At 44.0% G+C, this 14,773-nt stretch carries 11 protein-coding genes and 3 tRNA genes; 8 read left to right on the forward strand and 6 right to left on the reverse strand.

What is annotated here, in order from left to right; genetic code table 11:
• The first annotated feature begins 47 nt into the window (after positions 1–47).
• The 8 genes from BFG52_RS11265 to BFG52_RS11300 all read left to right on the forward strand — a co-directional run bounded on the left by BFG52_RS11265 (position 48) and on the right by BFG52_RS11300 (position 6,854).
• Positions 48–1,478 carry an amino acid permease gene (locus BFG52_RS11265; RefSeq protein WP_067556167.1) on the forward strand — a complete coding sequence of 477 codons (1,431 nt, stop codon included), beginning with the start codon at positions 48–50 and terminating at the stop codon, positions 1,476–1,478.
• Between the two features lie 104 nt (positions 1,479–1,582).
• A complete protein-coding gene (locus BFG52_RS11270) occupies positions 1,583–3,124 on the forward strand; it encodes an IS1182 family transposase (protein WP_067552400.1) in 1,542 nt (513 codons plus the stop codon).
• Positions 3,125–3,316: 192 nt separating this feature from the next.
• On the forward strand, positions 3,317–4,204 hold the full coding sequence (locus BFG52_RS11275; protein WP_067556170.1) for a lipase family protein: 888 nt from the start codon (positions 3,317–3,319) through the stop codon (positions 4,202–4,204).
• A 169-nt stretch (positions 4,205–4,373) separates the two neighbouring features.
• A tRNA-Glu gene (locus tag BFG52_RS11280) sits at positions 4,374–4,449 on the forward strand.
• A gap of 32 nt (positions 4,450–4,481) precedes the next feature.
• A tRNA-Glu gene (locus BFG52_RS11285) sits at positions 4,482–4,557 on the forward strand.
• A gap of 37 nt (positions 4,558–4,594) precedes the next feature.
• Positions 4,595–4,670: transfer RNA gene (locus tag BFG52_RS11290), tRNA-Glu, on the forward strand.
• A gap of 323 nt (positions 4,671–4,993) precedes the next feature.
• A complete protein-coding gene (locus BFG52_RS11295; RefSeq protein ID WP_081408693.1) occupies positions 4,994–6,202 on the forward strand; it encodes a multidrug effflux MFS transporter in 1,209 nt (402 codons plus the stop codon).
• Between the two features lie 13 nt (positions 6,203–6,215).
• A complete protein-coding gene (locus tag BFG52_RS11300; RefSeq protein ID WP_067556176.1) occupies positions 6,216–6,854 on the forward strand; it encodes a TetR/AcrR family transcriptional regulator in 639 nt (212 codons plus the stop codon).
• A 120-nt stretch (positions 6,855–6,974) separates the two neighbouring features.
• Here BFG52_RS11300 and BFG52_RS11305 read toward each other — a convergent pair whose 3' ends face one another.
• The 6 genes from BFG52_RS11305 to BFG52_RS11330 form a co-directional block, all read right to left on the reverse strand.
• Positions 6,975–7,457 carry an AmiS/UreI family transporter gene (locus BFG52_RS11305; protein ID WP_067556179.1) on the reverse strand — a complete coding sequence of 161 codons (483 nt, stop codon included), beginning with the start codon at positions 7,455–7,457 and terminating at the stop codon, positions 6,975–6,977.
• A gap of 351 nt (positions 7,458–7,808) precedes the next feature.
• Positions 7,809–9,050, reverse strand: a complete 1,242-nt coding sequence (locus BFG52_RS11310; protein ID WP_067556182.1) for an NADH:flavin oxidoreductase/NADH oxidase family protein — start codon at positions 9,048–9,050, stop codon at positions 7,809–7,811.
• Positions 9,051–9,213: 163 nt separating this feature from the next.
• Entirely contained in the window at positions 9,214–10,839 is a 1,626-nt protein-coding gene (locus BFG52_RS11315; RefSeq protein WP_067556185.1) for a dipeptide ABC transporter ATP-binding protein, read from the reverse strand.
• Positions 10,814–11,827, reverse strand: coding sequence for an ABC transporter permease (locus BFG52_RS11320; RefSeq protein ID WP_067556188.1), 1,014 nt, complete (start codon positions 11,825–11,827; stop codon positions 10,814–10,816). Before BFG52_RS11320 ends, BFG52_RS11315 begins: the two co-directional genes overlap by 26 nt.
• Positions 11,827–12,903, reverse strand: coding sequence for a microcin C ABC transporter permease YejB (locus tag BFG52_RS11325; RefSeq protein ID WP_067556191.1), 1,077 nt, complete (start codon positions 12,901–12,903; stop codon positions 11,827–11,829). The genes BFG52_RS11320 and BFG52_RS11325 overlap by 1 nt, the downstream gene beginning before the upstream one ends.
• A 9-nt stretch (positions 12,904–12,912) precedes the next feature.
• On the reverse strand, positions 12,913–14,748 hold the full coding sequence (locus BFG52_RS11330; RefSeq protein WP_067556193.1) for an extracellular solute-binding protein: 1,836 nt from the start codon (positions 14,746–14,748) through the stop codon (positions 12,913–12,915).
• Positions 14,749–14,773: the final 25 nt, after the last annotated feature.

Here is a 14,773-nt window from a genome sequence, read left to right on the forward strand (position 1 = left end):
TTTTTGCATACAATAACCCCCTTCCATGGTCTTAAACGTGTCAGATTATGTGCCCATCAGATTCGCAAAATGATGCTGCAACCCAGAGTACAGCACAAAAAACCGGTTTAAAGCGTGCAATGAGCACACGTCATTTGGTCATGCTGTCTTTGGGCGGTGCGATCGGAACTGGCTTATTTTTAGGCTCCGGTGAAGTGATCGCAGCAACCGGTCCCATCGGTGCCATTCTGGCTTATATTTTAGGTGGTTTAATTGCCTATATGGTGATGCTCTGCCTCGGTGAACTGGCGGTACACATGCCCGTTTCCGGTTCTTTCGGGAGTTACGCCACCAAGTTCATCGGTCCCGGAACGGGTTATATGGTCACTTGGCTATACTGGTTAACTTGGACGGCAACACTGGGCACTGAGTTTACCGCAGCCGCTTTACTCATGCAGGAATGGTTTCCACAAGTGTCTGTTTGGCTGTGGACACTGATTTTCGCGGCAACGGTGTTTATACTCAATATTAGCTCTACACGCTTATTTGCCGAATCTGAATTTTGGCTCTCCTTGGTCAAAGTCTTGACCGTTATTGCTTTTATTGTGATAGGTCTGTGTGCCATCTTTGGTTTGATCTCTTTTAATGGTGCTGAATCTGCCCCGTTATTTAACAATTTTATTCACGATGATTGGTTCCCTAAAGGCGCGTGGCCAATTTTCACCACCATGCTCATTGTCAATTTTGCCTTCTCTGGTACAGAATTGATCGGTGTTGCCGCAGGCGAAACACAAGACCCAGCACGCAATGTTCCCAAAGCCATCAATGCTGCGATCTGGCGTCTACTGATCTTCTTTGTGGGAACCATTGTGGTGATTAGTGCCTTGTTGCCATACCAAGAGGCAGGACTCAATGCCTCACATGGCGTCAGCAATAGCCCATTTGTGACCGTATTTGCTTATGTCGGAATTCCCCATGCCGATGATATAATCCGCTTCGTGATTATTACCGCATTGCTCTCTGCTGCCAACTCAGGACTCTATGCGGCATCTCGCATGATGTATGCATTGTCGATTAAACAGCAATTGCCGCAAGTCTTTTCTAAACTCAGCCGCTCAGGCATTCCCTTCATTGCGATTATTGTAACCATGTTTGGTGCTGTGCCTGGTTTACTGTCAGAACAATTTGCCGCTGAAACGATTTTTAAAAACTTACTCGGTGTCGCGGCCTTTACCATGGTCATCGTCTGGATGAGCATTTGTTGGTCGCATTTTAATTTTAGACGACAATGGTATCGTGATGGATATCGTAAAGAACAACTCAAATTTATTGCGCCCTTCTTTCCTTGGGTGCCCATTCTAGGCTTTGTCTTTTGTTTTATTACCGGCATTAGTATGGCTGCCGATCCAGAGATGCTACCGGGTTTTATCGGTTGTTTAATCTTTATCGCGGCATGCTACCTCAGCCACTATTATTTCTATCGTCATAAAACGCCGTAATCGCACTGTCATGGTGATTATTTGGGAAACCATCTTTAAGAGGCTGTCTCAAAAGGCAGCCTTTTTGCTGTATAATTAAGCCATCTTAAAAAAGGATATTTAAGATGGCTATAAAGACATATCACCAAAACCAACTTCACTTAATTCCTCATAGCTTTGATGACTTGATTCCTGAGAAACACCCTGTTCGCTTAGTGAATAAAGTATTGGATCAAATTGACAGTAGCCCATTAGTAAATGCGTATGATGAATCTGGTCGACCAGGTTATCACCCACTACTCATGCTTAAAATCATGGTCTACGCTTATATGACCAATACCTATTCCTCTCGTAAAATCGAAAAAGCTCTACGTGAAAATATTAATTTCATGTGGTTAAGCAATATGACCATTATTGATCACAATACGATTAATCGCTTTAGAAATTCAAAGTTAGAGCAATGCTTTAAAGACATATTCAAACAGATCGTATTGATGTTAGCTGAAGAAGGAGTCATTACTTTAAAAGAGATTTACACAGATGGCACCAAACTTGAGGCACAAGCCAATCGCTACACCTTTGTGTGGGGTAATGCAATTAAAACCAACAAAGCTAAGATGCTTAAACAGCTAGATGAACTATGGAAGTATGCTCACCAAATCGAAGTTGGCGATCAAGAACCGAGTAAGCTTGAAATCACAGAAATATCATCGCATACGATAGATCAAGTTTTAAAAGCGATAGATGATCGTTTGAATGAACATTCGATTCAACCGGATCAAGCGACTAAAAAGAAATTAGGTGCGGTAAAAAAAAACTTTAAGAATCGACTAATAGACTACGAAGAAAAAGAAAAGATCCTTGATGGGCGCAATTCGTATAGCAAGACTGACCATGATGCAACTTTCATGCGGATGAAGGAAGACCATATGAAAAATGGTCAACTTAAGGCTGGTTATAATGTTCAAATAAGCACTGAAAATCAGGTAATTGTTAATTATAGCGTGCATCAAAATAGTAATGACTTTCCTACATTAAAGCCCCATTTAGAGCAAATGCGTGAACTTTATGGCGAAGAACAGTTTCAAGAACTTGAAGTTATTACCGCTGATGCAGGTTATGGTAGTGAGGAAAACTATCAATATTTAGAACAGCAAGGGTTATTAGCGTATATCAAATACAGCACCTTTGACTTAGAACGTCGTCAACAACGTGGTAAAAAAGCCAAACAGAATTTAAAAAATAAGCAATATCTACATTACAACGCGATTGATGACTATTATGTTTGCCCAATGGGACAACATATGACGAAGATCAAAGATAAACAAACAAAAACCAGTAGTGGATTCATTCAACATATCAGTATTTATGAGGCACAGCGATGCGAAGGATGCCCGCTTAGAAGTAGCTGCCATAAGAGCCAGGGCAATAGACGAATTGAGAGAAACCATCATTTAGAGCATTACAGGACGTTAATGTATGAACGCTTACTAAGTGAAGAAGGAATCGAAAAGCGTAAGCGACGAAGTATAGAAGTTGAACCGGTGTTTGGACATATAAAGTCGAATCGAGGCTTTAAGAGATTCACGCTTAGAGGGATGCGAAAAGTGAATTTAGAGTTTGGATTACATGCTTTAGCACACAATATGATGAAAATGGCAGCTTAAAAGGCTGCATTTTTACTTTTAGAAGTAAAAAGAGGAATAATAAAAATATTTTAAGGATCAAAAAAGAATATGGTGAAAATGAAGATGACTTAAACAAAAAGCCGCCCCATTGAGTTAATGGGACAGCCTCTTTTTGTTTATCTTTCAGATAATTGTTTATACTCCTGATAAATAGTTCATATTAGTCAGAGTATGCGTTTAATATTTATTCATGGGATGAGCCAACAAGAACATCAAGCACACAGCTTAAAACAACACTGGCGCGATATCTTTCAACAAGGGCTACAACATAGCCAAAGCCGTTATCATGCGGAAGACTTTGAAATTGAAATGGCTTTTTATGGGGATCTGATCACACACTATCAGTCTCAACGCGCGTTGGCTTTGGCAGAAGTACAAAAAAAACTGCCACAACCCTTGGTCAAATTATGGCAACGTGCCAACTTAGCCAACTATTATACCCGTAGCGCAGCGACAACACAGATTCCATTACTCCCGATCTATCGCCCACAGCAGAAAGCATCACTCAAACACCAACTCTGGTGGCGTTCATTGCGCTTTAAAGATGAGATTTATAAAGACTTAATGATCAGACTCAATCGTCATCCACAACTGCATCTAAAAGTATTACAACACTTTCTCACGGAAAGTTATCTCTACCTCTGCAATGACCACTTTATGCAAGCCGTGCATCAACGCTTACAGCAGCGTTTTGCACACAGTAGCGAACCTGCCATTGTGGTGGCACACTCTTTGGGCACAGTAATCGCCTATAATTTTCTCAGGGCAAATCCGCAGTTTGCTGTACAGCGCTTGATTACCTTGGCTTCGCCTTTGCCCTATCAAGCCATGAAAAAAAGTTTCAAGCAGCGTGTAGCACGCCCCACCAGCCTATTGGGGGATTGGTATAATTTCTGTGCCGATGAAGATTTTTTTGCGACTCAGCCCCTTGATCGTGCCCCTTTTAATTTCCAACCACAGATCATAAACCAGACAATTCACACTTTTGTCGATAAACCCCACGAGATTATTGGTTATTTACAACATCCCCAAGTCATTCGCGCTATTACCCTTGAGTAGAAAAATTAAACTGTTGTGCTGATAGTTTTGCATGATTTTTATATGAAAAATAAGCAGAATTGCCAATTTTGCTTTTATTTCAATCATTCAAAACTTTTTTGCAGTAATTCGTCTAAAAACAGTTTGACAGCTTTTTATATTACACCTATTATACGCCCACCTCTGAAGTGACCCTATCGTCTAGAGGCCTAGGACATCGCCCTTTCACGGCGGTAACCGGGGTTCGAATCCCCGTAGGGTCGCCACTTTCAGATGATTTTGCAATTGCAATGTCAAAGACCCTATCGTCTAGAGGCCTAGGACATCGCCCTTTCACGGCGGTAACCGGGGTTCGAATCCCCGTAGGGTCGCCATCTTCTCAGATGGTTTTGCAATGCTTTTCATCGAAACGACCCTATCGTCTAGAGGCCTAGGACATCGCCCTTTCACGGCGGTAACCGGGGTTCGAATCCCCGTAGGGTCGCCATCTTCTTCTCAGCTTAACACCTTCTCAATTTAAGCTGATTATATTGCTTTTAGCACCCATCATTCCCTCAATCGCATCATGCGCGATTTGCCAAGCTCAGCTGTATCAGAGATCTAAAAACGCTACGACTACATTGCCCCCATGTAATTCATTTGCTGTCGGCTAACTGCTACCAATCTTGCGCTATAAGCACATACAGACAATGCTTTATGCTGTTTATTGTGCTTCGCTACAACAATCTTTGTTGAAAAAAAATCTTGCATTGAGCTTTTTTTTACCCTATAAAGCTACCGATCGGTAGTTAGTTTATGGACTGTTTGCAAATGAACAAATCTGTGGGTTTCAAAATAACCCTATCTTTGGCGAGTATTGTCGCCCTAGGTCCCGCAGCAATAGATATGTACTTGGCTTCTATGCCCAATATGGCAAAAGACCTACACAGCAGTTATGCTGCAACCCAAATGACCTTAACGGTTTTCTTGATGTTTATGGGCTTAGGTCAGCTCATTTTTGGTCCGCTCTCCGATGCCATAGGTCGTCGGCGCCCACTATTATTGGGCTTAATCACCTATCTGATTGCCGCACTTTGGGCGGCTAGCGCCAATAGTCTCGACAGTTTGATTTTAGCGCGCGTCATACAAGGGATTGGCGCTTCAATGGCAATCGTTGTGGTCATGAGTATGGTACGTGACCTGCTCGACGGCGCTGCCGCAGCTCAACTTTATGCCCTACTCAATACCATCGTCGCACTTGGTCCCATTGTGGCACCGGCAATCGGCGGCATGATTGGCGCCCATTACGGATGGCGAGGTGTCATGTTGGTGTTGGCACTCTTAGCCGCCGCAGTCCTCTGCAATAGCGTTATGAACATCAAAGAAAGCCTCCCCAAAGCACAACGCACCCAATTGAACAGTAAAGAGGTGATCCACACCTATTTAAGTATCTGTAAGAACCGTGTCTTTGCTTTTAATTTACTCGCGCTTTCAGCGGTATATTTCTTTTTATTTGCCTACATCGGCGGTTCTGCCTATGTCTACCAAACTGACTTTCAACTTAGCCTACAACAATTTGGTTTTGTCTTTGGCTTGACCAGTGTCAGTTTAATTTTAGGCGCATCATCTTCAGCCTACTGGGTGAAAAAAATTGCCGTCACGCGCCTTGCCATGATCGGTGCATTGATCATGATGCTCGGTTGTGCGGTCTGCATCGGGGCTTATTTACTGTCTTTTGGTCTGCTGGGTATTGTTGCAGGTATTAGTCTCGGCTTATTTGGTCTGGGTATTTTAGAAGCGACCTTAATGGCAATTGCCATGGGATCACAGCGCCAAGCGCTGGGTGCGAGTTCTGCCTTACTCGGTGCCTTTCCGATGTTATTATCATCAACTGCAACGCCGATAGCAGGACGACTGGTTGAAATGGGAACTTTATATTGGTTAACTGTACTGGGTGCAATTGGTCCAGTGATTTTAATCTTGGTCTTCCTCGGTGCGCGTGTTCCCAAATATGCCACCATCAATCATGCTCATCGCTAAATAGGATTTTATTATGCACGTCTACACGCCGCGAACTGCAGCCAAACAACGTCTCATCGATGCGGCTTTTGAGCACTTTGTGCGACATGGTTATGATGCGGCGTCTTTACGTGCCATTGCTGAACATGTTGGGATTCGCAAAGCTTCTATTTATACCCATTTCGCCAGCAAAGAAGCTATTTTTGCACAGCTTTTAGCGGATGCACTGTATCTGGAATGCACTTTTGTACAGCAATGTTTCGAAACAACAGATGCACAACTGGGACCTGGTGAAGCCTATTGCCAAGCCTTCCAAAGTCGCTACCAACAGAATATCAGTACGCGTTTTTTAATCCGTATGGCCTATGCACCACCCAGTTGTTTTATTGAGAAAATCCAACAAAATTATGAATATTATATCCAGCGAATTCGACAGTACATGCAACATGCTTTACAAGAGTATCATTTGCCTCAAGCCAAACAAAGGCTGTATATCGATGCCTATCTTGGGATAGTCGATAGCTTAAGTGTTGAATTGTTATATGCAGGCAATGTCTATCGCCATCGTTTTGATGCCATGATGATGCTGTATCATTCAGCCTATGATGCCTTAGCAATTCAAACAAATGAGCACAGCAAGCCAGTGCATACGCCCAGCCCCAAAGCACCCTAGATCATTGCTAGCATGCGTCGTTCAAGATTTACGTTTACACAGGGCAGCCATGCATCTACTGCGCCTATGAGCAGTAGATGCCGACTCAACTCAGCAGATGTTGGATGCATAGACCCGAACTTACCAATAGCCTGTTAAAAGCATAAGCCCCGGCAGCCAACAACTGACAATGCCAACAAATATGGTATAAGCGGCTAAGAATTTTAACTCTTTTTCAAGCGCCAAACTGAGAAAAAAGAGAAACCATAAACTTGCCCACACCAACCACATGGCAATCAAACGATAATCGCTACTCATCACGGCAAAGACCAGCGCACTGATGGCAACAAATAAACAATACCAGCCCAGCCCACTACCTTTTAGGCCAAACCACTGGACGACTGCAAGATATAAATACGTAAATGCAAATAATAAACCGCCTGCCACGGCAAAATAACTCATGGTCTCCGTAGCCCGATACAACGCGACAAGATTGATAAAAAGAGCTAATAAACCAACCAAGAGATTGAAAGGTGCTGACTCTTTGGCGTGAATACGCCCTGTGAGCCCTACACCATTGACGATCAATACCGCACCAATAAAAAAAAGTGAAATTCCCAACATCAACGCGCTCCTTATTCTGTCTATTGCGTGTGCTTTAAAAGCAATCTCCGCAAACTTATTGTTGTATGTGGCGTACTGTGCTGCGCTTTATGTCATGATTTTTTTTCATTTAATGTTATAACGCTACACCGTGGCAAAGACACGGTAGATGGCAAAATTGAAAATGTTTTTTATTGATAGAGCCTGCAACGGCTGCATGTGCTTGCAGCATATTGCATGACAATTTACCTTAATCTATTTTTATGACTTACGCAAGAGAGCATACAGAACAGCCCATTGCGAGGTGTTCTGTCTTTATTCTTTTAAGCGGTTATTGGAGAGAATATTCGCAGTGCTATGACTGTGCGATAATCAACGGCGACGTGAATTTAACTGCCCTTTGAGCATCGCTTTGACATTACTTTTGGCATATTTAAAAAAGATCAGCAATGCCGATTGCTTGGGATTCGGTGCTTTGCCTTGGGCGATCGCTTTAAATTGCGCGGCATACCAAATGATTTCCATGATTGCCATCCTATCAATGACTTTCAAACCTGTTTTTATCGGCTTTACGGCATAACGCACATCATGACCTTGTAATACTCTCTGCCCTAGATCAAGCTCAACTGCAAAGGGACGTGCCATACCAATAAAATCACAAGCACCACTACGTAAAGCAGCATTCATGGCTTGTACTGTACGAAAACCACCCGTGACCATTAAGGGGCAATTGACCTGCTGACGAATTTTTTCAGCAAAAGCCAAGAAATAGGCTTCACGACTAATTTGACTGACCGTGCGACGTTCTGCCTTTGCGCCTGCCATCACCGGTGCTTCATAGCTCCCACCAGAAATTTCAATCAGATCAATCCCCGCAGCATCAATAGCCTGAAACACTGTGACCACTTCAGCTTCACTGATGCCTCCGCGCTGAAAATCTGCCGAGTTCAATTTCACTGCTACAATAAAATCATCTGACGTGGCTGCGCGCACGGCATGGTAAATTTCCAATAAAAAACGCATACGATTTTCAATCGAACCACCCCAACGGTCTTGACGCTGGTTGGTCAAAGGCGATAGGAACTGACTGATCAAATAACCATGTGCACCATGCAGTTGCACTCCCTCAAAACCAGCTTGTTGACAAACGCGGGCAGCATTGGCAAAGCGCTGGATAATCTCTAAAATTTCTTGTTCAGTCAATGCACGCGGCTGGGCAAAAGTGGTTGATAATGCCGCACTAAAGCCAATCGCCGATGGCGCCACTGTTTCACGATTTAAGCCTTTGGGACATTGGCGCCCAGGATGAGAAAGCTGTACCAACTGCACCATCTGATGCTGCCGCCCTACCTCTGCCCAACGCCTTAATTGGAGCAAGTCATGATCATTTTCAATCACCAACACGCCGGGTTCATTTTTAGCACGTTGGTCAACCATGACATTGCCTGTAATCGCACAGCCAACACCGCCTTCAGCCCAGCGCCGATACAAAGTGATTAAGCCATCGTTCACTTGCCCAGCATGATTCGACAGCGCCTCACTCATGGCGGCTTTAATCAAGCGGTTTTTAAATCGGGTATGCCTTATTACAAAAGGCTCAGCAATCTCAGACATCTAGCTTCTCAACGCTCATGAAGAAGCAATTAACATAGCACGTCAATGCCCCCTATGCTATGTCATGTACGCTGTCGTTCAACACGGCTTGACGTGCGTGTATTCTGTCGAACATGATCATTCACTCATAGGTTAAATCATCAATACAATCAAAATCTTGGTTTTAAGACGTCGATTGACTGAGTTGGTGAGCCGCCAACAATTGCTGGGTGTAGTGATGCTGCGGTTGTTGGAAAACTTGCGCTGTTCGACCATATTCCACCACTTGTCCCTGTTTGAGTACCAGAACCTGCTGGCAAATGGCTTGAACTTGCTGTAAATCATGGCTAATAAAAATATAGCTCATCTGATATTGTTGTTGCAGCCTGCGCAGTAATGCCAAAATAGCAATTTGCGTAACACGATCTAAAGCAGAGGTCGGTTCATCTAAAATCAACAATTGCGGTCGTAAAATAATGGCACGCGCCAACGCCACCCTTTGCCGCTGCCCACCAGACAGTTGATGCGGATAACGCTCGGCAAAAGATGCCGCCAAATCTACCGCAGATAATGCTTGTAATACTTTTTCTTGCACCAAGCTGCGGGCAAGCTGTAAACAGCACAGCCCTTCTGCAATAATATCGTACACGCGCATACGCGGGTTTAAGCTCGCAAAAGGGTCTTGAAAAACCATTTGCATTTTCCGACGTATCGGACTGAGCTTCTGGTTAGACAATAGATTAAGATCTTGCCCTAAAAATACCATTTGCCCTTGGCTCGGCAGCAATCGGACCAATGCTTGTGCTAGCGTTGTTTTGCCGGAGCCGCTTTCCCCCACCACACCTAAACAACTGCCCACAGGCAACTGAAAATTCAGTGCATGCAGTGCGGTAAACTGCTGTTTGTGCTGCTGCAACCACCCCGATTTGAGCTGATAATCAACTTGCAAAGCATTCACGCACAATAACGTTTCTGCATGCGCTAAATATGGCTGGGCTTGACCAAAATCGGCATGCAATAACTGCTGAGTATAATCACTCTGTGCATGCTGAAAAATATCGCTAACACTGCCCTGCTCCATGACCTGACCTTTTTTTAACACCACCACCTGTTGCGCATAACGGCGTATTAAATTCAAATCATGACTAATCAGGATGATTGCCATACCGCGTTGCTGTTGCAAGCGTTGTAATAGCTCGAGAATCTGTTGTTGTAAACTCACATCCAATGCCGTCGTCGGTTCATCGGCAATTAAAATATCCGGTGCCAGTGCAATGGCAGCAGCGATCATTAATCGTTGCCGCTGCCCACCAGAGAGCTCAAATGGATAGCAGCGTAATTTTTGTTCCGCATCCTCAATGCCCACCTCATGCAGAATATCCAGACTGCGTTGTCGCCAAGATGCTTTGGCATAACCCGCCAGCGCCCAAGACTGCGCTAAAATCTTTTCGACCCGATGTAAGGCATTTAATGCCGTCATGGGTTCTTGTAAAATTAAGGCAATTTTTCGACCACGTAATGCCAATAATGCCCGATCAGAAGCTGTCAGCAGATTTTTCCCGCGATAGTCGATTCGCCCTTGACAAGATAAAGTTGGTGGCAATAAACCCAAAATGGCCAATGCGGTTAGGGACTTTGCCGAACCACTTTCGCCCACAATAGCCAAGGTTTCACCGGCATGTAACTGTAAGGAAAGCGATTGCAATAAGATTTGCTTAGGCTGTGCAGCAAGAGCTATCTGCAACTGTGTAATGCTTAAGATAGGTCCTGCTGTCGCTGCGCTGTTATTGTCGTCTTGGATCGAATGCATCACGAATCGCCTCACCCATATAAATTAGCAATGACAACACCAGTGCCAAGCTGACAAAACTGGCGATAGCCAGCCACGGTGCATCTAAATTATTTTTCGCTTGCAATAACAACTCGCCCAAAGATGCCGCATCGGGTGGCAGACCATAGCCCAAATAGTCGAGTGCGGTAAGTGCCGTGACATTAGCAGTTAACATCAAAGGAATTTGTGACAAACTTGAGGTCAAGGCATTGGGTAAAATATGACGCCAAATCATACGCCAATGCCCAACGCCCAATAGCTGTGCTGCTTTGACATAGTCTAACTGGCGACTTTTTAAGAACTCGGCACGTACCAACCCCACCAAAGCCGGCCAGCCAAAAAACAACATAATCAAAAATAACCAATAGATATTGGGACTAAACATGCTCACCACGATCATGACCACAAATAAGCTCGGCAACCCACCCCAGACTTCCAAAATACGTTGCCCCAGCAGATCGACCCAGCCACCGAAATAACCTTGTATCGCACCGACTAAAACGCCCAAGCTGGCAGCGCTCAAGGTCAAAGCCAAAGAAAAAAGTAACGAGACTCTTAGTCCGTATAAGATCCGAGTCAAGACATCACGCCCTTGGTCATCTGTACCGAGCCAGTTTTCGCGACTCGGTGCGGAAGGCACCGCACCATCCAATGCCAGATTGGGACTTTGATAGGAATAGCGGATCACGGGCCATAGCATCCAGCCTTGCGCTGTAATCAACTGCTGTACGACGGGGTCTTTATAATCTGCTTCTGTTTCAAAAACCCCGCCAAACTGTGTTTCTGGGTACTGCTGTAGCACAGGAAAATAATACTGTTGCTGATAACGCACCACTAAAGGCTTATCGTTGGCGATCCATTCCGCACCCAAAGATAAAACAAAAATAATTAAAAAAATAATGGTGCAGAAAAACCCTAAGCGATTGCGTTTAAAGCGTTGCAAAGCCGCATGCAGTACAGGTGACATTAACGCCCTCCAATCGCATCAAAATGAATGCGTGGATCAATCCACTGATAAATCACGTCACTGACTAAACGTAATAACAGCCCCAGCACGGTATAAATAAATAAAGTGCCAAAGATGACAGGATAATCCCGTTGCTGTATCGCCTCAAAACCCAATAAACCCAGCCCGTCCAGATTAAAAATAATCTCAATAAACAAGTTGCTAGCAAAGAAAATCCCAATCAAGGCTTCAGGCAAACCGGCAATAACCACCAACATAGCATTACGAAATACTTGTCCATATAAAACTTGCTGTTCGTTTAAACCCTTGGCACGTGCCGCCAAAACGTAGGGTTTATTGAGTTCTTCTAAAAATGAATATTTGGTGAGGTAGCATAGCCCTGCAAAACCACCCAAAACCACACTAAGAATAGGTAAAGTAATATGCCAAAAATAATCGCCAATCCGTTCCAATAAACTCAGTTCAGCAAAATGATCGGAGACTAAGCCTTGTAAAGGAAACCATTGCCAATATGACCCGCCCGCAAATAATACAATACACAGAATTGCAAAGACAAAAGCAGGCACAGCATAACCAATTGCTAAAAATAAAGAACTGAATTGATCAAAGGCACTGCCATGACGCCGTGCTTTTTGTATTCCCAGTGGAATGGCAACTAAGTAAATTAGCAAGGTGCTCCACAGCCCAAGTGATAGGGTCACAGGCAATCGCTCCCAAATCAACTGCGTCACGGCTTTATCTTTGAAAAAGCTATTGCCTAAATCTAACTGCAGATACCCTTTGAGCATCAGCCAGAAGCGGGTTGTTGCGGGTTGATCAAAACCATATTGCTGTTTGATTTTCTCGACCATTTCAGGACTTAAGCCACGCGTCCCTTGATAGCGACTCTCTGCACCCAAAGAAGAATGTTCACTGGCTTGTAATGCGGCGCCCGGTGGGCGAAAAGATTCAGCTTGCTGAATGGCTTGTTCAACAGGACCGCCAGGTGCAATTTGTACTACAATAAAATTAATCAACAAGATCAAAAATAAGGTAGGAATAATCAACAGCAATCGTTTGCAGATATAGCGTCCCATTGCCCCTCCTTAGGGTTGCATGGCATTTTTGCCCAAATAGCCCACCACCCGCGCTGCCTGTTGTGGATCTGACCACCAATACTCAATCCCACTACTCAATTGCGGTGCACGTTGCGGACGTTGATACATCTTCCACGAAACAAACCAACTATCGGCTTTACTATAGCCCAAAATCTGGTAATAACCTGCGCGTAATAATCGATCTAACACTTTGGTATATAACACCTGCTGTTCGCGATTCGGGGCTTGAATAATTTTGGCAATCACCTGATCAATCACCGGGTTTTTAATGCCTGATAAATTATAATTGCCGATCTCATCCGCCGCTTGCGACCCCCACATTTGGGCTTGTTCATTACCAGGACTCAGCGACTGCGGCATCGCCAAAGACGTCATATCAAAATCATAACGACGAATACGCTCTAGATATTGTGGAACATCGACTTGACGTACTGTCGCGTTGATGCCTAATTTTTTGAGATTACGCACAAATGGCATCATGGTTCGTATCAGGTTTTGTTGATGCACCAAGATCTCAAACTGCAATGCCTGCCCTTTGCCGTCAACCAAACGTCCCTGCTTCACCTGATAACCTGCTTGTTGTAACAATTGTCGAGCCTGTAATAAGGCTGCACGGTTATAGCCACTGCCATCCGAAACAGGCGCTTGCCAATCGATCAATACCCCAGCACGTTGTACTGGATTTAACTGCCTCAGATAAGGCGTTAAAATCTCGCGTTCTGCAGCACTTGCAGGTCCAGTGGCTGCAAGCTCACTATTTTGAAAAAAACTATTTAAACGCTGATACTGCCCATAGAACATGGATTTATTCATCCATTCAAAATCATAGGCATAACTAATGGCTTGGCGCAGTAAAATATTATCAAAAGGCGCACGGCGCATATTAAACACATAACTTTGGGTCGTTACCGGATTACGACTACGATGCTGGTATTTTTCAATTAAACCCTGTTGTGCCGCCGGAAACTGATATCCGGTCATCCAACGTTTAGCGCTATTTTCTTCTCTTAAACTAAATTGCCCTGCTTTAAAACCTTCATAGCTCATCTCGGTACTGCGGTAATAAATATATTTGAGATAATCAAAATTATACCGCCCACGATTCACGGCTAAATCCCGTGCCCAATACTGTGGATTACGTTTATAGGTAATGCTACGACCGGGATCGATACGTGCAATCACATAGGGTCCTGAACCTAAAATCGGGCTCAGGCTAATTCGACTAAAATCTTTATTTTGCCAATCTGCTTTAGAGTAGATCGGTAACTCTGCCAAAATACTAGGCAACTCGGTATTATGCTTCGACTTAAAAATCATTTTGACTTGGTATTTTGACAGCACTTCGGTTTTTGCCAAATCTGAAATATACATTTGTAAGCCGAGATTGGCTTTGCTCTGATAAATCTCAAAGGTAAATTGAACATCTTCGGCTGTAACTGGACTGCCGTCACTAAAACTCGCCTGAGGATTAAGATGAAAAATAATCTCTTGCAGATTATCTGCGTCATAGCTAACTTTTTCTGCCAACAAGGGATACATCACCCCTGCTTCATCTAAAGAGCGCGCCATTAATGAGTCAAATAAAAAATTCACCCCTTCGGTATAACTGCCTGCCCCATTCATACTATTGAGATTATCAAAAGTTCCCGGCGCTGAACGAATGAGAATACCGCCTTTGGGAGCATGGGCATTGGCATAAGGCATGGCACCAACACCCAAATAACGCGGTGTTTCACCATGCATGGCTAAATAAGCATATTGCTGCCAAGCCGCATGGGTTAAAGTTGCAAATAGTGTTGCAAACAGCAACAGCACCCCTGACATGAGGCGCTGTAAAGTACACAGTACA

Origin of the sequence: Acinetobacter larvae, assembly GCF_001704115.1 — a bacterium.
Lineage (GTDB): Bacteria > Pseudomonadota > Gammaproteobacteria > Pseudomonadales > Moraxellaceae > Acinetobacter > Acinetobacter larvae.

Excerpts from the sequence above, each read along its gene's own strand:
- BFG52_RS11265 (WP_067556167.1), top strand. The coding sequence starts at position 48 with ATGTGCCCATCAGATTCGCAAAATGATGCTGCAACCCAGAGTACAGCA.
- BFG52_RS11270 (WP_067552400.1), top strand. The coding sequence starts at position 1,583 with ATGGCTATAAAGACATATCACCAAAACCAACTTCACTTAATTCCTCAT.
- BFG52_RS11275 (WP_067556170.1), top strand. The coding sequence starts at position 3,317 with ATGCGTTTAATATTTATTCATGGGATGAGCCAACAAGAACATCAAGCA.
- BFG52_RS11295 (WP_081408693.1), top strand. The coding sequence starts at position 4,994 with ATGAACAAATCTGTGGGTTTCAAAATAACCCTATCTTTGGCGAGTATT.
- BFG52_RS11300 (WP_067556176.1), top strand. The coding sequence starts at position 6,216 with ATGCACGTCTACACGCCGCGAACTGCAGCCAAACAACGTCTCATCGAT.
- BFG52_RS11305 (WP_067556179.1), bottom strand. The coding sequence starts at position 7,457 with ATGTTGGGAATTTCACTTTTTTTTATTGGTGCGGTATTGATCGTCAAT.
- BFG52_RS11310 (WP_067556182.1), bottom strand. The coding sequence starts at position 9,050 with ATGTCTGAGATTGCTGAGCCTTTTGTAATAAGGCATACCCGATTTAAA.
- BFG52_RS11315 (WP_067556185.1), bottom strand. The coding sequence starts at position 10,839 with ATGCATTCGATCCAAGACGACAATAACAGCGCAGCGACAGCAGGACCT.
- BFG52_RS11320 (WP_067556188.1), bottom strand. The coding sequence starts at position 11,827 with ATGTCACCTGTACTGCATGCGGCTTTGCAACGCTTTAAACGCAATCGC.
- BFG52_RS11325 (WP_067556191.1), bottom strand. The coding sequence starts at position 12,903 with ATGGGACGCTATATCTGCAAACGATTGCTGTTGATTATTCCTACCTTA.
- BFG52_RS11330 (WP_067556193.1), bottom strand. The coding sequence starts at position 14,748 with ATGTCAGGGGTGCTGTTGCTGTTTGCAACACTATTTGCAACTTTAACC.